This is a genomic window from Roseburia intestinalis L1-82 (assembly GCF_900537995.1).
GTDB lineage: Bacteria > Bacillota > Clostridia > Lachnospirales > Lachnospiraceae > Roseburia > Roseburia intestinalis.
In genome coordinates this window covers 1,353,006-1,373,458 of the sequence record NZ_LR027880.1, presented here as the reverse complement: position 1 = coordinate 1,373,458, position 20,453 = coordinate 1,353,006, and the positions used below count along the sequence as shown (strand labels likewise).

The following is a 20,453-nucleotide window of genomic DNA, read 5'->3' as shown; positions in this document are numbered from 1 at the left end:
GATTCTTATAAATCTGTTCGATATAATGCAGCTATTGTCTCTATATGTAGAGTAATCTTTGCATTGTATGAAACAGTATTTTCAATAAAGCCTGAGAACTTGAAAAAATCAAGAAATTGATATTCTGAAAAAAATTTTTTTCAATGACAACATACTCCTCCATGTACATACTATTATCAAAAATAAAACCCGCGCATCCAAAACGGTATGTTACGTTTTAGACGCACGGGTTTTCAGGTAATATATTAATTTATGTACATTTTATGCAAATGGATTCTCTGTCGGATATGGCAGGGATGCAGGCTGATTGTAGTTAATATCTTCCATCGGAACGCCAAGATATTTGAATACTTCAAACAGTGCTTTTCCGTAATGTCCGAATGCAACTGCTCCGTGATGCGGATAGTTTTTCTCAATCAGTACATGGCGGTAGAATCTTCCCATCTCAGGAATTGCAAATACACCGATGGAACCGAAGGAACGTGTTGCTACCGGAAGTACTTCGCCCTGTGCCACGTATGCGCGGATCTTATTGTCGGATGTAGACTGCAGACGGTAGAATGTGATATCGCCCGGTGCAATGTCTCCCTCTAAAGTACCGTTTGTCACTTCGACCGGAAGGCTTCTTGCCATGATCATCTGGTACTTCATCTCACAGCTTGCAAGTTTCTTAGAGCAGGTATTTCCACAGTGGAATCCCATGAATGTATCAGTATGTTTGTAATCAAATTTTCCTTTGATGGACTCTTCATACATATCTTTCGGTACAGAGTTGTTGATGTCAAGTAAAGTTACTGCATCCTGGCTCACGCAGGTTCCGATGAACTCACTCAGTGTTCCGTAGATATCAACCTCACAGGAAACCGGGATTCCGCGTCCGGTCAGACGGCTGTTTACATAGCATGGTACAAATCCAAACTGTGTCTGGAATGCTGGCCAGCATTTTCCGGCGATGGCTACATATTTGCGGTAACCTCTGTGCTCTTCTACCCAGTCAGTCAGTGTCAATTCATACTGTGCAAGTTTTGCAAGGATCTCCGGTTTTTTATTTCCGGCGCCAAGCTCTTTTTCCATATCTGCAACTACTTCAGGGATACGCGCATCTCCTGCATGTTTGTTGAATGCCTCAAACAAATCCAGTTCAGAGTTCTCCTCGATCTCAACACCAAGGTTGTATAACTGCTGGATCGGAGCATTACATGCAAGGAAGTTTAACGGTCTTGGTCCGAAAGAAATGATCTTTAACTCGGATAATCCAATAACAGTTCTTGCAATCGGCAGGAAATCATGGATCATATCTGCACAGTCTGCTGCGTCACCTACCGGATATTCCGGAATATATGCATGTACATTTCTTAATTTTAAGTTGTAGCTTGCATTTAACATACCACAGTATGCATCACCACGTCCCTGGATCAGGTTGTCCTGTGTCTCCTCCGCTGCTGCAACAAACATCTTCGGTCCCTCGAAATGTTTTGCAAGCAGTGTCTCGGAGATCTCCGGTCCAAAATTGCCAAGATATACGCAGAGTGCGTTACATCCTGCTTTCTTGATGTCCTCTAATGCCTGTACCATGTGGATCTCGCTCTCCACGATACAGATCGGGCACTCATAGATATCTGCTGCACCGTATTTATCTGTGTAGGCCTTTACCAATGCCTCTCTTCTGTTTACAGATAATGACTCCGGGAAGCAGTCACGGCTGACTGCCACGATACCAACTTTTACTTCTGGAATGTTATTCATTTTGTTTTCCTCCGCTTTCTTTTTTTCTGTACATACTTCATTTTTTCTATAAAAATTTATTCTCTGACATTTAAATTTTTGCCGATGAGTCCGATATGGCTTCCCTCCGGCAGCCCGCCCTCGGCATGACCGATCAGCCATTTATTCTTTGCTGTAAGAAGTGCATCCTCCCCGCCGGCGTGTGCCTCATCCAACGGATAATTGGTGCCCTTCGGCAGAATGACTGCCACCTGGAATCCTGCATCGTCCACATGACATGGTGCATAATGCAGTGTGGTCGCATACACCTCCACGGCTGTTCCTGCCGGGATGCGGAATGCTTCCATTTTCGATGTCTCATAGGTAAAATCATCGGTCACATCCGCCTCTGAACCTAATATTAAGACCGCATCGGTTGCCGCAAGATTGATCTCTGAGCTGCGGTGATATTCCACTGCATTTAAAAGCACATTGTGTCCATTACAGTATCCGATCTGAATCGGCAGTTCTCCGTAAAAGACTTTCTCAATCTCCTTTGCCACCGGCAATGCCTCTAATTCTGCGATCGACGGCTCGTAAACTACATCGGATGGAACCGGCGTCTTTTTCATTGCCTCCGTCAATGCTGAAAAATCAATATTCCGGATTACTTTTCCATATTTGCGAAAACGTGCATCCGTAACTTCGTAAATCTGCATGCTATATTCCCTCTTTTCTTATCTTCTATCTCATTTGCCCTGCAGGTTTTCTTTCCTGCATAAGCAAATTTTTTCTGGTAGCCGACTGTTACTATTCAAAACAGTCAGGAACAATACCCTTTCCTGTCCGTCAGATGATCTTGTCAAACAGATCTTTGCATGCCGGATAAATATTTTTAAACTGCTGGTAGCGTGCCTCATATTTTGCAGCAAGTTCAGGATCCGGCTCCACCGTATCGACCACTTTTACGATTGCGGCTGCTGCAGATTCCACATTTTTGTACTCACCACATGCAACGGCTGCAAGCATTGCGCCTCCTAAAGATGGTCCCTCTTCCGTCTCAAGCACATCTACTTTGATATTTAATACATTTGCAATGATCTTTTTCCAGAGAGGACTCTTTGCCCCACCTCCGCAGATCTTAGTGCGCTCGATTGGAATACCAAGTGTTTTTGCAACTTCAAAGGAATCACGCAGTGCAAATGCAACACCTTCTAACACTGCCTGGGTCATATCCGCTCTTGTCGTATCCATCGTCATGCCAATAAAAGTGGCCCTCGCATTCGGGTTATTGTACGGGGAACGCTCCCCCATCAGATACGGCAGATAGTATACATGGTTTTCGCCAAGTTTTGTGATCGCTTCCTGCTCTTTTTTGTAATCTTTGGTTCCGATGATCTCATCCATCCACCATTTGTTACAGGACGCTGCGGATAACATACATCCCATCAGATGATAAGCTCCATTTGCATCACAGAATGCATGTAGTGCATTGTGCTTATCCACACCAAATTTTGCAGAAGAAATAAAGATCGTTCCACTTGTTCCAAGTGAAATGTTGCATTTTCCATCTCCGACAGTTCCGGTTGCAACTGCAGCTGCTGCATTATCTCCCGCACCGGCTGCCACCTTCACATTCTCAGATAAGCCCAGTTCTTTTGCAATCTCCGGTAAGACCGTACCGACACATTCATAGCTCTCATATAACTTCGGCAGCATGTCGGTCGTAATGCCGCAGATTTCACACATTTCTTTCGACCAGCATCGGTTCTTCACATCCAAAAGCAGCATACCGGACGCATCCGAAACATCCGTACAGTGCTCTCCGGTCAGCTTATATGCAAGATAATCTTTTGGCAGCATGATCTTTTTGATCCTTGCAAAATTCTCCGGCTCTTTGTTTTTTACCCAGAGAATCTTTGGTGCGGTAAAACCGGTAAATGAAATATTTGCCGTATATTCTGACAATGTTTCTTTGCCGATCTCATTATTTAAGTAATCGCACTCCTCTGTTGTCCTGCCATCATTCCACAGTATCGCCGGTCTTATCACCTCATCCTTGTCATCAAGAATTACCAGTCCATGCATCTGACCGCCAAAACTGATTCCGGCAACTTCTTCTTTCGGAAAACCTTCCAAAAGTTCTTTTAACCCCTGCATCGTCTCTTTGTACCAGTCTTCCGGTTTCTGTTCCGACCAGCCCGGATTCGGGAAATAAAGAGGATACTCTCTTGATACAATATTTTTTACATTTCCGGCTGCATCCATTAAAAGCAGCTTCACGGAAGATGTTCCAAGATCAATTCCTATGTACAACATACCGCTCTCCTTTTTACAAATCACTTCATTGTGTGCTCGTGCACGTTTTATTTATCATACATCCGGGATGACCATTTTGCAATATACTTTTTGTACATTTTTTCATATTTATTTTTGTTTACATTTACTTATACGTTCATTTTTCACATTATTTCAGCCATGTGCACTTCCATCCGATTCGTAGAACACTTCTTTTTCCTGTTCCCATCTATGTGCACATGCACACAAGTTGACAATGTATTGTTTTTTATGTTATCTTTATTTGTATGAATGATGTTGGCATCAAAGTGAATCAATTGAAATAAAAAGGGGTTTTTCTATGGCTACCATGAAGGAAATTGCAGAGCTTTCCGGTGTTTCACGCGGCACTGTGGACCGTGTGTTAAATCACCGCGGCATTGTCAACGCCGAGACAGAACGGAAAGTTTTAGAAATTGCAAAGCTTTTAGACTATCAGCCAAACAAGGCTGGTATTGCGCTTGCAGCGCAAAAGAAAAAATTAAAAATCGGTGTCCTGCTTTTCGGCGCAGAAAATCCGTTTTTTGATGAGGTCATGGACGGTCTTCGCCAAAAACTTGAAGAACTGTCCATTTACGGATGTACCGTGATTGAACGCCGTATTTCTTTTGATTTACAAAGTCAGCTTCAGACGATCGATGAACTACTAAAAGAAGAGATCCATGGACTGATCCTCTCTCCCTACAATGATCCTGCCATACAGGAAAAGATAGATTTGCTCTGGGAAAACGGCATCCCCTGCATTACGATCAACACCGACATGCCTGATTCAAAACGGATTGCCTATGTCGGCAGCGACTACCACAAATGCGGGCAGACCGCCGCAGGGTTATTACATCTGTTTTCCGGAGATTATGCAAGTGTCGGTATCGTGACCGGCTCTCACAATGTTCTCTGCCACGAAGAACGTATCAGCGGTTTTACCTCCCATCTTCATACAAAGCATCCAAATATCCGCATTGTGGATGTCGTGGAAAATGGCGATGATGATTATAAGAGTTACGAAGTAGTTTCTGACCTCTTAGACCGCCACCCGGATCTGTCTGCACTTTATTTTACAGCAGCCGGCGTCTATGGTGGATGCCGTGCAGTTTTAAACGCATCCCTGCAGCGTCCTCTTAAGATCATTACATTTGATGCTGTTCTATCGACCTGTGAAATGATACGAAACGGCGTAATCTCTGCCACAATCTGCCAACAGCCGGATGAGCAGGGTGCACGCTCCCTCTCCCTTTTGGTAGATTATCTGCTGACCGGAAAACTGCCGGAAAACCGCTGCATTTACATGGATCTAAGCATTAAAATAGCGGAGAATCTTTAAGAGATGTGCTTCTTTCCTTTTTTGCACTCCGGTAGAGCAGAATCGCACTGATCACATCCGCCACAAAAAAGAAATGCTGTCTGCGAAAAAACAAATTCACCGGATTCCTGATTTTTCAGGAATCGGCGTTTCTTTTATCCCGGCAGTTTCCGGTACCATTCGCTGTCTTTCTAAATACGAATGATAAACCATACGTTGAACCTGATATCATCGTTATTTGTAACAAGTCTAAGTTGAATGACCACAGATGCAACAGTGCATCGGACTGAATCATCGAGATTGCATCCCCAGCAGATCAATACAATTTTGATGACGATATACAGGTATGTATTTACGATAATCTTACAATCAACATTACAGAGCTGTTAAGATAAATCTGACTCTATTTATGCCTCTTCTTTTTCTTTTTATTTTGCTCATTTACCATTTCATCTATGCAAACCAAAATATACTGTCGCCATTTATTTACATTTTTAAAGTATCGCATTTTGTTTTTTATAGTAACAAAATAATACACTAGTAACACACTATAAATCAGGAATAATACCCACCTAGCCGGCATTCCTATTTCTGATAGCATAGTAACGCATAGAGTTATTACTGCTACCATCAATGCCAACATTGTAATTGCAAACGACATTACAGCTATATAATCATCCTCTAATGCCTCTGCCTTAAGTTTTAAAAGCATATCCTTATCCTCTTTTATTGGGTAAAGATGTTTTTTTACATACTTAATTTCATTCTCGTTCAAAACAAAATTTTCTTCAAGTCTATCGCACATCTTCTCAAAGCTATTTTTTTGAACTTTCTTCATATATTTTATCATTCCTTTCATGGCAACGCTATCATACTACAACATTCTTCAACGTGCAAACCCTCTATATTTTTCTCACACCATTCTCAACTGCCTATTCTTCTCCTCCACCAGTCATGCAATCCATGAACCTGCCGAAAAAAGCCTTTAAAACAAACAACTAATAAAGCCCTGCAAAAACGACTTTCTCCATATGAAATAGAAAAATACACAGTAATGTGTAACTCTCAAATAAAACATGCGGATAACATATATCACTACAATTAGTATAATATCATTGCCTGGCTATTACAAATATGTTAAGATCAACGTAATACTACAAGTTAAATATAAAAGAGAAATTTATATATTTATCTCAACAGACAACATTAACACAAGTTATACTATCATCGATACTATATTTGCAATGGCCTCTCGACAACATAATATGCTTACCCAGGCAGCTGGAGGACGTGCTCTCATCTGATCCGAGCCTTACGGAAAGGATGATTATTATGGTTTCATGGAATGACTTATTTACTTTTGTCATCATGTTGATGGCGATTCTGACTTACATAGATACCCACAGAAAACATAAGAAATAGCCGTCCTGCTCTCTGGTAAAGTTTAGGAACGGCTATCTCTTGATAACTTAGTATTAAATTCGCCGGGTCGGGTGAAGTGCACTCACCTTCCGGCTGCCTCGTTAAGTATATTATATGTCATATATATTTTTTTGTCAAACAGCCATCATCAAAATGTAAAGGAGGTATACACTATGCCATTTTCAAAAGAAAACACCTACACAACCGATTACATCTATTCTCTCCCGGAAGGACAGCGTGCAGAACTGATCGATGGTGTTATTTATGATATGGCACCACCAAACAGATTGCATCAGGAACTTGTTATGAATTTATCCGCAGAAATCCGTGAGTATATCAGTAAAAACAATGGATTTTGTAAGGTCTATCCTGCCCCATTCGCCGTTTTTCTGAATAAGGATGATAAAACATACGTTGAACCTGATATCAGCATTATTTGTGACAAGTCTAAGCTGGATGATCGTGGATATAATGGTGCACCGGACTGGATCATCGAGATTGTGTCTTCAGGTACGAAACGAATTGATTACGGTGTGAAGTTATTCAAATACCACTCTGCCGGTGTACGTGAATACTGGATCGTAAATCCACTGACCAGGACAGTAAATGTTTATGATTTAGAAAAAGAAGAACTGACAGATCTGTACAGTTTTGATGACGATATACAGGTATGTATTTACGATGATCTGACGATCAACATTACAGAGCTGTTAAAGCAATAGAATACACGCTCTGCGAACATTCTATTGTTATGAATAAATCAGGACTTCCTTCAATGGTGGTCCTTATTTTATATCAGTATGACATAAAATATGTCACGAAATGCAACACAAAATTTAAAAAGTGCCGTAAATACGGCACTTTACGAGTGGACCTGACGGGAGTCGAACCCGTGTCCAAAAACCAATCCCCTGTCCTTCTACGAGCGTATCCTATGTTTTAACATTCCCTCTGCCAGACCTGCGTAGGCACAGTTCCGGTTTCAGTAGCTTCATCGTACGCCCGCAGGCTCAAAGCTTTGCCTGCGTCGTTTCTCACATAGTCGAAGCCTGGGTCCTAAAGTGTGAGTGCTCTAGGTCAGACTGCTGCCATTAGGCAGCGTATGCTAAATTATCTTCAGCGTTTAATTTTAATTTTGGAATTTGACGCATCCCGTGCGACTCGCTTCTCCAGCTTCATGATCCCTGTCGAAACCATTACAAGCCCATAAATATATATTTCAGATGCAGCCCTTTCACACACAAGATATCATTTCCTGTGAATCAAAAAGACCACATCATCCATTCTTTTTCCATAAATTTCTTTAGTACAGATTCTTTACTTTGAAATCCCGCTCCGCCTCACGCCGCATATCCTTCTTTGCAATATCCTGACGCTTATCATACTGCTTCTTACCTTTTGCAAGCGCAATATCAACTTTCACAAGACTTCCTTTAAAGTATACCTCAACTGGCACTAAAGTATAACCCTTTTCTGCGATTTTTCCGACCAGCTTGCGGATCTCTGACTTATGCATCAGAAGCTTCTTCGGACGCAGCGGATCGCGGTTGAATATATTTCCCTTTTCATAGGGACTGACGTGCATGCCATAAATAATGACTTCTCCGTTCTCGATACGGATAAACGCTTCCTTGATACTGCATTTTCCCATGCGCATGGATTTTACTTCCGTGCCATGCAGCTCAATGCCAGCTTCATAACGCTCCTCTAAGAAAAAGTCATGGTAGGCTTTTTTGTTGTTCGCAATCAGTTTTTTTTCTGTCTTTGCCATCATGCCCTTCCTTTCTTATCCAATATCCAGCCTGTATAGTATACCCCGAAATGCCGGGGAACGCAAGATGATTTTTTATTCTTCCTCATTCTCCCGCACCACACGAAAGTCGATTGTACGCAGTATCTTGTCAGTTCCTGTCACCATGACATGTACGCGCTGTCCTAGTTTATAGCGGATGTTCGTCACCTCGCCAACCAACTCATAAGTACTTTCATTATAATGGAAATAATCATCTACAAGTGTCGTCACATGTACGAGTCCCTCCACCGTATTCGGAAGTTCCACATAAAATCCCCATTCGGTCACGCCGGAGATCACACCCTCAAACACCTCACCGATACGCTCTGACATATATTCCACCTTTTTCAGCTTGTCGGTCTCACGCTCAGCCTCATCCGCGCGGCGCTCCATCTCGCTCGAATGTTTCGCAACTTCCGGCAGGATCTTGTCATAATGCTCTATTTTCTTTGCATTCATCCGTCCGCGCAGATTGTCCTTGATAATACGATGGATCTGCAGATCCGGGTATCTGCGGATCGGTGATGTAAAATGACAGTAATAAGGTGTTGCCAGTCCAAAATGACCGGTGCTCATGGTCGTATACTTTGCCTGCTTCATGGAACGCAGTGTCAGCCGGCTGATCAGTGCCTCCTCCGGCGTTCCATCGATCTTTTGCAGCAGCTTCTGCAGTTCTTTCGGATGCACTTCGTCCTGTCCGATATGGATAGAATAACCAAAATTATTGATAAATGTCGATAACTTCTTGATTTTTTCAGTATCCGGGTTGTCATGTGTACGGTATACAAACGGCAGTTCCTGCCAGAAATAATCCTGCGCTACCGTTTCATTGGCGATCAGCATGAAATCTTCGATGATCTTCGTTGCAACATTCCGCTCGTAAGGCTTAATCTCGACCGGTTTTCCCTTGTCATCAAGCACAATCTTCGTCTCCGGAAAATCAAAATCGATCGAGCCGCGCTTCATACGTTTTTTGCGCAGAATCGCAGCCAGTTCCTGCATCAGTTCAAACATCGGAACCAGTTCTTCATACTCTCTGATTTCATTTTCATCATGATCTTCCAGAATCTTTTTTACACTGGTATAACTCATGCGGCGGTCTACTTTGATCACGGACTCTGCAATCGTGTGATCGATCACATTTCCTTTTGTATCGATCGTCATCACACAGCTTAAGGTCAGACGGTTTTCGCCTGCATTTAAAGAACAGATCCCATTTGACAATTTATGCGGCAGCATCGGGATCACGCGGTCGACTAAATAAACAGATGTACCGCGGGATAATGCCTCCACATCCAGTGCGCTGTGCTCCTGCACATAGTTTGAAACATCCGCAATGTGCACGCCAAGCTTATAGTTATCTCCCTCTTTTGTCAGTGTGATCGCATCGTCAAGATCCTTCGCATCCTCCCCGTCGATCGTGACCGTCTGCCAGTCCCTGAAATCCATGCGTCCTGCCATATCTGCGGTGCTGACTTCGTTCGAGACATTTTCCACCTGATGCATGATCTTTTCTGAAAATTCTACCGGCAGGTCGTAAGCCTTTACGATAGACATAATGTCTGTCCCCGGATCATTGATATGACCAATGATCTCAACCACTTTCCCTTCCGGTTTTCTTCCCTCTTTGCCGTAGTCCGTGATCTCGACCACGACCTTATGTCCGCTGACAGCTCCTTTCGAACGCTCCTGCGGAATAAAAATATCTGAACCGAATTTAGGATTGTCCGGCACGGCAAATCCAAACGTCTTACTTTTTTCATAAGTACATACGATTCGTGTGGTACCGCGGGATATAATTTTTGTAATCGTGCCTTCCCTGCGTTTTCCACTATTCTCAGAAGTAACCGCCACCTGAACCGTATCCATATGAAACGCACCATGCACCTGTGATTCCGGGATGAAGATATCTTCCTCTTCCCCCTCGATGCTGACAAATCCAAAACCTCTTGCATGCGCCGTAAATGTACCGATTAAGTATTTTCCTTCTGATTTGATATATTTTCCCTTGGAAGTCACCTCGATCCTTCCATCCATCACAAGCGCATCAAGTACTTCCTGCAGTTCACTGCGCTGGGATTTCGGTACTGATAAAACGACTGCCATCTCCTTTGCTTTCATCGGTACATAAAACTCATCGCAGATAAACTGGTAAATTGTCTTTTTCCGTTCTTCTAAAATTGTTTTCTCCATAAACCCCGTCCTTTTTTCTTATGAAAAAAATGACTGCCGCATCTGCGACAGCCATCCATTCATCTTAAAAAATACTCATATTTAATACCGCTGCAATCACGATAAACAAGATAACAAAAATTCTGGTCAGTTTTACTAACATACCTTCCATGGAACGTCCTTTGTTCTTGCCCCAATATGTGTCTGCTGCACCTGCGATTGCTCCAAGTCCTGCGGATTTACTTTCCTGCATTAAGATGATAACTGTCAATGCCACACTGATTATAATAAAAACTACAGTCAAAATTGTTTTTACAACTGCCACGATCGTTCCCTCCTAGGTTACAAACTCACAACTTTAATCATTGTAACATAGACGTTTCCTTTTTTCAACCCATTTTTTCAGCTTTCTGCTTTTCAGTGATTTCTTCCGGCACAAACACCGCATCCTCTGCCAGTTCCTCCTCAATGCGTAAAAGCTGGTTATACTTGCTGGTGCGCTCTGCGCGGCACGGTGCTCCCGTCTTGATCTGTCCGGCATTGACCGCCACTGCAAGGTCTGCGATAAATGCATCCTCCGTCTCCCCGGAGCGATGGGAAATGACCGTATGATATCCGGCTGACTTCGCCATCTCAATCGCATTTAACGACTCCGTCACGGTTCCGATCTGGTTTACTTTGACAAGGACTGCATTTGCAGCACCAAGTTTAATTCCGCACTGGATACGTTTGGGATTGGTCACAAACAGATCATCTCCGACAAGCTGTACTTTATCACCAAGTCTCTTTGTCAGTTTCTGCCATCCTTCCCAGTCATCTTCGAACAATCCGTCCTCGATAGAAACGATCGGGAACTGCTGCACGAGTTCCTCATACATGGCGATCATCTCTTCAGAACTTCTTGCGATCTCCTGTTCTTCCCCATTTCCCTTTGACTCTCCCGAAAATACATAGACGCCGCGCGCCTCGTCATACAGTTCACTCGCCGCCGCATCCATCGCATAAACGATATCCTCCCCGACACGGTAACCTGCCTTTTCCACCGCTTTTGAGAGATAAGAAAACGCTTCTCCCGTATTCTTAAAATCCGGTGCAAAACCGCCCTCATCCCCGACTGCTGTACTCATACCGTTTTCGTTTAAGATCTGGCGCAGAAAATGATATACTTCTGCACCCATTTTAAGAGCCTGTGAGAAACCGCGTGCTCCGACCGGCATGATCATAAATTCCTGAAAATCAAGCGTATTTTTTGCGTGGACACCGCCGTTGATCACGTTCATCATCGGAACCGGGAGCGTTTTGGCATTGGTTCCGCCAAGATAGCGGTATAATGGCATATCCAGTGCCTTTGCAGCCGTCTTTGCACAGGCAAGCGATACCCCGAGGATCGCATTTGCCCCAAGGTTTCCCTTATTATCGGTTCCGTCAAGTTCCACCATTGCGCGGTCTAATTTTGCCTGCTCTAACACATTCATCCCAAGCAGCATTTCCCGGATTTTTGTGTTTACATGATCCACGGCCTTCTGCACACCAAGGCCGAAATAATCTTTATCACCATCACGCAGTTCGATTGCCTCAAATCTTCCCGTACTTGCACCGGAAGGGACAGACTCTCTCGCCGTGATCTTTTTGCCGGTTGTCTCTGTCTCGGCAGTCACCTCGACCTCCACCGTCGGATTTCCTCTTGAATCCAATATCTGTCTTGCATGCACATCTGTGATCTTAATTTTTAATGACATAAAAAAATTCCCCTTTCACACAATCTTTTTCCGTAGTATGTGTAATCGGGGAATCATTTATAACTTTTTTACGGTAAAATAAATTTTTGCAGCGTCGTATATAAAAGTTTCGGATCGATCGGTTTTGCAAGGTGTTCATTCATCCCTGCTTCTTTCGTCTGTCTTCTGTCCTCATCTCCTGCGTTTGCTGTCATTGCAATGATTGGAAGTTCTTTGACATCTGCTCTGTCTAAAGCACGGATCTGTCTTGCTGCCTCAATTCCGTCTAAAACCGGCATGCGAATATCCATCAATATTGCATCAAAATAATATTCCGGGGCATCTGTCACAAGTTCCACCGCTTTCTTGCCATTTTCCGCTGTGACAACCTCAAACTGTTTCTTTTCCAAAAGTCCCTTTGCAACGATGACATTAAGCGGATGATCCTCAACAAGCAGAATCCGCTTTCCCTCAAAACTGATATTCTCTGTTCTTTCCTTCCGCGCCTTTTTCCAGCGGTCAAAATCAAGTTTTGCAGTCACGGTAAACACGGTGCCTTTTCCTTCCGCACTCTCTACCGTAATGTCACCATCCATCATCCTTGCATAATTGCGCGCAATGGACAGTCCCAGACCGCTCCCTCCATAAACACGGGTATTTTCTTCATGCTCCTGCGTAAAAATATCAAATACTTTGGGCAGAAAATCTTTTGCGATACCAATTCCATTATCGGAAACGACTGCGGTCAGCTGTACTCTTCCATCCGTTTCCTGCTCTGCAACAGAGACGTTGACATTTCCACCTTTGGGGGTAAATTTCACCGCATTGTTGATCAGATTTACCATGATCTGTTCTAACCTTGTGGAATCCCCAATATACACTTCCGAGATTTTCTTTCTTCTTTCAAAAGAATAGCCGACACCTGCCATGACTGCCTGTGCCTTCGCTAACATATTGACATTATCCCAGAACTTATCTCCCTCAAATGCCCGGATAGCAAGTTTCATGCTGCCACTCTCGATTCGCGACATATCAAGAATATCATTTAGCAGTGCTAAAAGATACTGGGATGCTGAATCCAGTTTTTCCGTATAATCAAGCACCTGCTCCCTGTCATCAAGCGATGAGCGTATCATGGAATTTAAACCGATGATCGCATTCATAGGTGTTCGTATCTCATGGCTCATTCCGGCTAAAAATTTCGTTTTTGCCTCATTGGCTGCCTCTGCCATCTTCAGTGCTTTCTCCAGCTGCTCCTGTTTTTCTTTTTCTTCTTTCACAATGTCCTCAACATCGGAAAGCATTAAAAGCAGTGTACCTGTCTGTTGATTTAAATACATACAGCGGATCTGTTTCTGACGGTACTTTCCATTTTTCGAACGCAGCGGAACCTCTACGATATACACATCCTGTGATTTTAAATGTTCACGGATATTCGACAATTCCATAGCTTCTGACAACCGCTTCTTTTCTTCCGGCGTTTCCACGCGGTCGGAAAGACATTGCAGCTCACCTTCATATTGATCCTGTTCAGCCTGTGAATCAAGCGCATACTGACCGCCAGTATGCAGGTGATCCCCGCCTGCATCAGATACATCTGGATGGGACGCACCAGAAAACAGAATGCAAGTCCCACCAGAAGATAATATGCCGTTGTGCTTTCCCGTCCACCAAATATAATATGATTCATGGCAAAACAGGAACCTGTTGCAACGTACTCGACCGCGATCAAAACAGACAAACGGATACCTGAATCTCTTTTCGAATAAAAGGAAACAAACAGTAAGATCAGAAACAATGCTGCATATAAAATACACATATGTTCATGGTAATAGTCTGCCTGTTTTCTCCATAATATGTAAAATGCCAGCATAAATGACAGGCACACCATGGAACTGTTTAAGACACAGAGCACGACTCTGTTCTCATGATCCACCTGCTGCCTGCATTCTGCCAGCACATCCGCTTTCAAAAATTTTTTCAGTTTTTCTTTCCAGTCTTCCCGAAACTTCATCATTCTGTCCCGATTCCTTTGGTCTTTAAGAAATCTACCCAGATGTTGTATTTCGACCCGTACAGATGCAGATTGTCAAACGTAAGCTCCTGTTTTAATCCACCCTGATCATCGCACACCACTTCATTGACATCAATATAAAACACACGAACACCATCCGCAAGCTGCTGTATGCGCTGATTTCTCGCATCAATGCCCGGATTATTAAAAATCGGATCCGAATCAGATTTTTTCTGGGTCACATGCATGATCGCCTGCACATAAATGACCGCATCCGGCTGCAGTGTTTTGAATTTCTCCACTGCATTCTGATACTCATTCATAAACCCGTCCAGTGTTCCACGTCCCATCTCATTGATACCGATCTGAAAATACACCTTTTTATACTGCTTTGCCTTCAAGGCTTCCTCTAATGTCACCTTTTTCCCGTTGACCTCACAGAATGCATCTTTCCACAGATCATAAATATTCATACCAACAGTTGCGAAAAAATCGGAATGATCCAGTCCACCATAATCATGCAGACCTACCGTTCTCGAATCTCCAATAAAAACTGCATCATCAAAATAACTGTCATCCACCTGTATAAATTTCTTTGGTTTTGCAGCCGCCGTTTCTGTATCCTGCATTACTGTTTCCGTCTGCCCTGCCACGTTTTCCTCATCCGTCATTTCTGTACTTGCAATGACACTTTCCTGGTTCTGTGGTTTTGTTCCATCCGGCAACAGATCCGGCAACTCTTTACTCCAAGGATAAATTTTATCATGAATTCCGTCTAACACCAATACAAAATACGGAGTTTTTTTTACATCGATGGAATAATTTTTATAGATCCCGTCTTTTTTTAAATATCCGATCAGGGAAAGTACCCCCCAGCCAATGATCAAAAAGACAGCAACCCTGCATTTCATTATTTTTTTCACGCTTATTCACCAGTCCTAAAAATTAAAGTACAAAAACGGGTTATTCGTAGAAACTGCCATATAATAAAGACTTAATCCTAACACCACGATCACCGCCAGACTCCCCAGCCATTTTTTTTCAAATACCTTATATAAAGCTGTCGGGTATGGAGTTGAAAAAACAATCCCCATCAGAAACAGTGGACCGTAATCTTTCAGATACTGCAAAAAATCCATCTGTCTGACCGTTTCTCCCACACCGAAAAATGGAAACATTCTTGCATAATAGACACCAAGCTGTCCTACATCCGCAATCGCAAATGCCATCCAGGTAAGCGGTACTACAAGCACCAGATATACATGGGAAAGTATTTTGCTTTTTTTCAGAAACTGCAGTAAAAATGCTTTTTCCAAAGCAAGCAGTAAGAGCAGTGATGCTCCCCAGATCAGAAAATGTCCCTCTGCCCCATGCCAGACGGCAGTCAGACTCCATACCACAAATAAATTAAATATCGTACGCGCTTTTCCCTTCCTGTTGCCGCCAAGCGGAATATAGACATATTCCCGGAACCAGCGTCCAAGCGTAATATGCCATCTTCTCCAGAATTCGGATACCGATCTTGAAATATAGGGATGTTTAAAGTTTTTCGGAAATTCAAATCCAAGCATCCGTCCCAGTCCCAATGCCATCAGAGAATAACCGGAAAAATCAAAATAAAGTTCGATCGAATATGCAAACGCTCCCATCCATGCCAACGGTGTTGAAATACTTTCAAAGCCGATTGCCTGGATGTTATTCCACAAAAGTCCAATACGGTCTGCAACGATCACCTTTGCACCAAGTCCCAGTATCAGTATTTTTAATCCGGATTCAAACTGTTCGAAAGTAACGGTTCTGCTGCATAAAGCCATACGGACCTCCGAATAGTTGATGATCGGTCCGGCAATCAGCTGTGGAAACATCGTCACATACGTTCCAAGCCGGATAAACGATTTTTCCACCGGCACCCTTCCCCGGTAAACATCGATGATATAGGCTGCAATCTGGAACGTATAAAAACTAATACCGAGCGGCAGCTTATCCATGAAACCGCTATACTTAAAAAGGAATAAAACACCAAAGTCGTAACACAGCGCCACGATCAGCAAAATCAGCTGTTTTTTCCCTCTTCCCTCATAAGTATCCCGGTACATCAGCCTGCCAAAAACATAGTTGATCACCACAGAAGCAAGTAAAAGCACTACATATTCTGCCTCACCTGCCGTATAAAATAAAATACTGCCCGCAAATAACACCGCATTTTTCCATTTCTGCGGTGTCACATAATATATCAGTAAAAAAAACGGCAAAAACCGGAATAAAAATTCAAAACTGCTAAATACCATCTTATCAGCTCTTTCTAATCCACATTATTTTTCAACACCGATTATTATAGCCAAAAAAATTCCTTATAACCACCTGTTAAGCAAAGTTAGTAAATTTGTAAATTTTTTGTGATTTTTGTTACATCTTGGAAATATTTTTCAATCTCCCCGACAAAGTACAAAGACCCAAATGCGATCGTTTTGTGTGCCACATCCAGCCGTCCCGGCATCAGTTCGTCAAAAGAGTGTAAAAGTCCGGCATCGCAGATTCCCTTTGCCCGGATCTTCTCCGACAGCTCCTGTGCCGCCAGTGCCCTCTCTGACTCTACCGTCACCGTCTTAAAATCCAGTGCAAGCGGCAGTAATTCCTCGATCATTTCCTCATAGTTTTTATCTGCCATAACTCCCATGACAAAATGAAACTTCTCTCCCGGGAACAAAGTACGAAGACTTTCCGCTAATGCCGCCACTCCGTTACCATTATGTGCACCATCCACCATAAAAAACGGTTCCCGGCTTAGGATCTCCATCCGTCCTTCCCATCTTGTCTTTTTGATTCCTTCTCTGATATAGTATTCTGCCTTTTCATCTGAAATTCCTCTGTCTTTCAGAAAAATTTCTGCGGCAAGGATCGCAGCAGCCGCATTTTCATACTGGTGGACACCAAGCATTGCCATCTCAAGATTTTTATATTTCTGATAGGAAAAATACTGTCTGCCATTTTCATAGCGGCATTCGGTCACGTCATGCATATCCGCAATCTTTATCTCAGTAACTGCTTCTTTTTCCGCTGTTTCCAGCAAAACATCCATTGCATCTTTTTTCTGGCTCTCTAATACCAGTTTTGTACCCTTTTTGATAATTCCCGCCTTCTCCGCCGCAATTTTATCTAATGTATCACCTAAAACCGCCATATGGTCATACCCGATTTTCGTGACCACCGTAACCTCCGGCACGCCGATTGCATTGGTTGAATCTAATCTTCCCCCAAGCCCGGTCTCTATCACGACAGCCTGACACTGTCTGTCCCTGTAATAGAGCAGTGCCATTGCCAGACAATAATCAAACATCGTCGGTACTGTCCCAAAGTCCTCCTCAAGCAACATGTTTCCAAGTTTTGTCACTTCTTCACAGGATATCATCTGTCCGTCCACACAGATCCGCTCCCTGAAATCAACCAGGTGCGGTGAGGTAAACATTCCGGTACGAATCCCTGCTTCCTTTAAAATTGAGCACAAAAAAGCAGAGACGGAACCTTTTCCGTTCGTCCCCGCTATATGGATCACACTCATATTCTGCTGTGGTCTGCCTAACTTTTCCAGCATCAGCGCTGATACCTCTGCCCCCGGACGATTTCCAAACCGTCTCTGATGTTCGATCTGATCTAATACTTCCTCATATGTCAGTTCTTTCATATACTGTCCTTTCCCTGACGGATGCTGCAGTCCTCATACGCCGGCAGATCGGTAACTGACACTTATTCCGCCGTATTAAACTGCGATAATAACACCGCCGTCATTTGCATACATTGTGCTGACGCCCGCTGTATCCGTAACAATGATTTTTTTGAACTTTGCCATCTTTTCAATTTTTTCCTTTACTGCTTTTGCTCTCTCCGGACAATTACAGTGTGAAATTGCAAGCACCCTGTTCTCACAGTTTTTTGTCTTTGCAATCACATCCTGAATCATCTTATCCAGCGCTTTGTTCATGCCACGCGCCTGACCAAGCTGACAGATCGATCCTTCCTCTGTAGAACCCATTACCGGCTTGATATTTAATGTATTTGCAATAAATGCCTTAAGATTTGTCAGACGTCCGTTTTTTCGCAGAGTCTCTAATGTTTCAAGTACAAAAAATGTATTCATGGAACTGATATATTTCTCTGTTGCCGCAACAACTTCCTCAAAACTCATACCGGCCTCTTCACACTCCTGCACTTTCATACCGATCAGTGTCTCACCGACGGAAGCGGAACGGGAATTGAATACATAAATCTTCTTCTCGCCCGGATGTTCCTCCTCAAATAAATTTTTTCCAAGTTCGGCACTGTTATAAGATCCGGAAAGCTTGCCGGATAAAGTTACCACATATACATGATCGGCATCCCCTTCATAGGACTTCATATATTCATCCGGAGACGGGCATGCAGACTTTGGTCCGGTAACACTTTCCTTTACCCTGCGAAGAAAATCCTTCTGGTCAAATGTCTCGTCATCGCGGATATAGCATCCATCTACCTCTAACTCTAACGATACATTCTGATAATGTCCATCCTTTTTTAAATCTTCCGGCAGTTCTCCACAACTGTCAATCACGATCTTGTACATATCTTATAACCTCCATAGTCCGACAATTTGTTATTCAAAAACTTTTTATATGTTATTTTTTTCCATTACATGTAGTATCAATTACTACATAACATTAGCACAAAAACTTTGTTTTGTATAGAGGTTTCTATTATATTTTATATATTTTTTATCTGATATCTTTTCTACGAAAATTTCAGGATCAGTACATTCTGATCTCTGTCCTCAATATACGATAATCCTGTAATTCCCTCACAATAATCGCGGATATGCTGTTCATCGATCAGATATGCTTTTGCCTGATCATATAAAGATGTATCCGAAAAACGAATCTCCTCCGTGACAGCTCCATTACGATAAGCAGCGCCATAAATCTGTCCGATCACTTCCGGCTCCCACTCGGTGATATATTTTCCTTCTCTTACATAATAATTATCTGCCGTTGCCGTACATTCCGGCAAAAGCAGTGTACCGTCCGCCTGATGCGTTTTGCTGATCTCAGCCGTAGTCACCCCGAAATAATTATAATTGATAAAAGTCCCCATACCGCTCGCACCATTGTTATAGGAAGAATTTCCCCATGTCGTATCCATAAAATAATATGCACCGTCAAGCTGGACAAGATTCCATGCGTGTGTGTCTCCCTCCGCAGTTCCTGTCACCACAACAGCCGGAATCCCCAGAAGTGTCAGCAGATACTGCGTGGCGTTGGCATATCCCTGACAGACTGTTTTCTTATTTAAAAAGACACTGATAATATTCTGATTTTGTTCCGTCCCCATTTGATATTCAACGTTTCCCGCCAGATATTCAAACACATATTTTGCCTTTTCATAATCTCCCCAGGATGGATCCACATTTTTTAATATGGAATCCACCACTGCGTCGATCCGCCTCTGATAGGAATCACGCTCTGTGCGCTCCATCGTATAACTTGGGGAAAAATCGATGCTGACAATCTTTTTTCCCATAGTATACTGTGTGTAGTTATAACCGGATACCCAGAAAATGCCCCCATGATCTGCTATCACAGAACGATATGCCTTCTCTAAAACTTTTTCATCACAGGTACTTACTTTTACCTTTGAATCATGTGCCAGAATGATCCGGTACACTTCGTCATAGACAGTCTTCTGCTCCGCCGTCAGCGTTTCATAAGCATATCCATGCGGCACTTCGGTATCCGCTGTTTCATTTTCCGTGCTTATCTCTGTACTCTTTACCGTCTGTTCCTCTGCCGTACCGGAATATGTTTCTGCTTTCGCATTTTTCTGTTCTACACTGATCTGGTTTGTGATTTTTTCCGGAAACACACCTGTATCCTTAAGCACTCCGGAATATTGAACCACTCCGCCCGCTATCACTGCAAGAATTATAAACTTAAGCAGTGTATGCCTTTTTCTTCTTTTCAAAATTCC

At 43.0% G+C, this 20,453-nt stretch carries 17 protein-coding genes, 1 other RNA gene and 1 pseudogene; 3 read left to right on the top strand and 16 right to left on the bottom strand.

Features of this window, described 5'->3' with window-relative positions:
- Nucleotides 1-261 precede the first annotated feature (261 nt).
- The 3 genes from RIL182_RS06405 to xylB all read right to left on the bottom strand — a co-directional run bounded on the left by RIL182_RS06405 (nucleotide 262) and on the right by xylB (nucleotide 4,023).
- Entirely contained in the window at nucleotides 262-1,746 is a 1,485-nt protein-coding gene (locus RIL182_RS06405) for an L-fucose/L-arabinose isomerase family protein (RefSeq protein WP_006858124.1), read from the bottom strand.
- Nucleotides 1,747-1,802: 56 nt separating this feature from the next.
- A complete protein-coding gene (locus RIL182_RS06400; protein WP_006858125.1) occupies nucleotides 1,803-2,423 on the bottom strand; it encodes a DUF4867 family protein in 621 nt (206 codons plus the stop codon).
- 130 nt (nucleotides 2,424-2,553) lie between these two features.
- Nucleotides 2,554-4,023, bottom strand: a complete 1,470-nt coding sequence (gene xylB / locus RIL182_RS06395) for a xylulokinase (protein WP_006858126.1) — start codon at nucleotides 4,021-4,023, stop codon at nucleotides 2,554-2,556.
- A 319-nt stretch (nucleotides 4,024-4,342) separates the two neighbouring features.
- Between xylB and RIL182_RS06390 the strand changes: the two genes are divergently transcribed.
- Nucleotides 4,343-5,362, top strand: coding sequence for a LacI family DNA-binding transcriptional regulator (locus RIL182_RS06390; protein WP_006858127.1), 1,020 nt, complete (start codon nucleotides 4,343-4,345; stop codon nucleotides 5,360-5,362).
- A gap of 146 nt (nucleotides 5,363-5,508) precedes the next feature.
- Nucleotides 5,509-5,736, top strand: a pseudogene (locus RIL182_RS22280) (Uma2 family endonuclease); the annotation flags it as partial.
- A gap of 8 nt (nucleotides 5,737-5,744) precedes the next feature.
- On the opposite strand, the gene RIL182_RS06380 reads toward RIL182_RS22280, so the two are convergent.
- Entirely contained in the window at nucleotides 5,745-6,179 is a 435-nt protein-coding gene (locus RIL182_RS06380) for a hypothetical protein (protein WP_022112565.1), read from the bottom strand.
- 757 nt (nucleotides 6,180-6,936) lie between these two features.
- Here RIL182_RS06380 and RIL182_RS06370 point away from each other — a divergent pair.
- Entirely contained in the window at nucleotides 6,937-7,485 is a 549-nt protein-coding gene (locus RIL182_RS06370; RefSeq protein WP_006858129.1) for a Uma2 family endonuclease, read from the top strand.
- 144 nt (nucleotides 7,486-7,629) lie between these two features.
- Here RIL182_RS06370 and ssrA read toward each other — a convergent pair.
- The 12 genes from ssrA to RIL182_RS06310 all read right to left on the bottom strand — a co-directional run bounded on the left by ssrA (nucleotide 7,630) and on the right by RIL182_RS06310 (nucleotide 20,447).
- Nucleotides 7,630-7,969, bottom strand: a transfer-messenger RNA (tmRNA) gene (ssrA, locus tag RIL182_RS06365).
- Nucleotides 7,970-8,066: 97 nt separating this feature from the next.
- A complete protein-coding gene (gene smpB / locus RIL182_RS06360) occupies nucleotides 8,067-8,534 on the bottom strand; it encodes an SsrA-binding protein SmpB (RefSeq protein WP_015561436.1) in 468 nt (155 codons plus the stop codon).
- A 75-nt stretch (nucleotides 8,535-8,609) separates the two neighbouring features.
- The gene (gene rnr, locus RIL182_RS06355; RefSeq protein WP_055194360.1) at nucleotides 8,610-10,748 is read right to left on the bottom strand and encodes a ribonuclease R; all 2,139 of its coding nucleotides are present in this window, start codon (nucleotides 10,746-10,748) and stop codon (nucleotides 8,610-8,612) included.
- A 64-nt stretch (nucleotides 10,749-10,812) separates the two neighbouring features.
- Nucleotides 10,813-11,052, bottom strand: a complete 240-nt coding sequence (gene secG, locus RIL182_RS06350) for a preprotein translocase subunit SecG (RefSeq protein WP_006858131.1) — start codon at nucleotides 11,050-11,052, stop codon at nucleotides 10,813-10,815.
- 64 nt (nucleotides 11,053-11,116) lie between these two features.
- Nucleotides 11,117-12,466, bottom strand: a complete 1,350-nt coding sequence (gene eno / locus RIL182_RS06345) for a phosphopyruvate hydratase (RefSeq protein WP_006858132.1) — start codon at nucleotides 12,464-12,466, stop codon at nucleotides 11,117-11,119.
- Between the two features lie 68 nt (nucleotides 12,467-12,534).
- A complete protein-coding gene (locus tag RIL182_RS06340) occupies nucleotides 12,535-13,905 on the bottom strand; it encodes an ATP-binding protein (RefSeq protein ID WP_134523169.1) in 1,371 nt (456 codons plus the stop codon).
- Complete coding sequence (locus RIL182_RS06335; RefSeq protein WP_006858134.1) at nucleotides 13,863-14,462, bottom strand: hypothetical protein; 600 nt, start codon at nucleotides 14,460-14,462, stop codon at nucleotides 13,863-13,865. Before RIL182_RS06335 ends, RIL182_RS06340 begins: the two co-directional genes overlap by 43 nt.
- The gene (locus RIL182_RS06330; RefSeq protein WP_242655602.1) at nucleotides 14,459-15,382 is read right to left on the bottom strand and encodes a GDSL-type esterase/lipase family protein; all 924 of its coding nucleotides are present in this window, start codon (nucleotides 15,380-15,382) and stop codon (nucleotides 14,459-14,461) included. The genes RIL182_RS06335 and RIL182_RS06330 overlap by 4 nt, the downstream gene beginning before the upstream one ends.
- Before the next feature lie 15 nt (nucleotides 15,383-15,397).
- Nucleotides 15,398-16,747, bottom strand: coding sequence for an MBOAT family O-acyltransferase (locus tag RIL182_RS06325; RefSeq protein ID WP_006858135.1), 1,350 nt, complete (start codon nucleotides 16,745-16,747; stop codon nucleotides 15,398-15,400).
- Between the two features lie 86 nt (nucleotides 16,748-16,833).
- A complete protein-coding gene (locus tag RIL182_RS06320) occupies nucleotides 16,834-18,141 on the bottom strand; it encodes a bifunctional folylpolyglutamate synthase/dihydrofolate synthase (protein ID WP_006858136.1) in 1,308 nt (435 codons plus the stop codon).
- Nucleotides 18,142-18,216: 75 nt separating this feature from the next.
- Complete coding sequence (locus tag RIL182_RS06315) at nucleotides 18,217-19,056, bottom strand: DegV family protein (protein ID WP_006858137.1); 840 nt, start codon at nucleotides 19,054-19,056, stop codon at nucleotides 18,217-18,219.
- Between the two features lie 164 nt (nucleotides 19,057-19,220).
- The gene (locus RIL182_RS06310; protein ID WP_006858138.1) at nucleotides 19,221-20,447 is read right to left on the bottom strand and encodes a transglutaminase domain-containing protein; all 1,227 of its coding nucleotides are present in this window, start codon (nucleotides 20,445-20,447) and stop codon (nucleotides 19,221-19,223) included.
- Nucleotides 20,448-20,453 lie beyond the last annotated feature (6 nt).